This window comes from Mesorhizobium sp. M2E.F.Ca.ET.209.01.1.1, assembly GCF_004010375.2.
In the GTDB taxonomy this organism is placed as follows: domain Bacteria; phylum Pseudomonadota; class Alphaproteobacteria; order Rhizobiales; family Rhizobiaceae; genus Mesorhizobium.
Genome location: NZ_SADP02000973.1, coordinates 1 through 304, shown reverse-complemented (window position 1 = coordinate 304; position 304 = coordinate 1). Strand labels below are relative to the sequence as shown.

1 protein-coding gene is annotated in these 304 nt (G+C 60.2%); it reads right to left on the bottom strand.

Annotated features, from left to right (window positions below; genetic code table 11):
• Window positions 1-304: outer membrane beta-barrel protein (locus tag EN852_RS38730; RefSeq protein ID WP_145994159.1), on the bottom strand; the 304-nt coding region annotated here is incomplete at both ends.

Genomic DNA, 304 nt, shown 5'->3' with positions numbered 1-304 from the left:
TGGATGTTCCGGGGTTGGACTCGGTCGTGTTCGGATCGTAGACAGTATCCCACTTGACGCGCGCACCGCCGATGCCGGCGCCGACATAGGGCGTGATGCCATGCCAGGTGCCAATATCGACATACGCATTGGCCAGCACCAGCAAGGCGCTCATCTTCGACACTTCGGTCGAGGTCGTGGTGAGATCCGAGGTGGCGCCGTTGAAGTTCGACTTGAACCAATAATCGGCGGTCAGGTCGGTGCGGAAGTGTTCATTGATCTTGTAGCCGACGCCGCCGCCGAGCGAGAAGCCGCCCTTGAGATC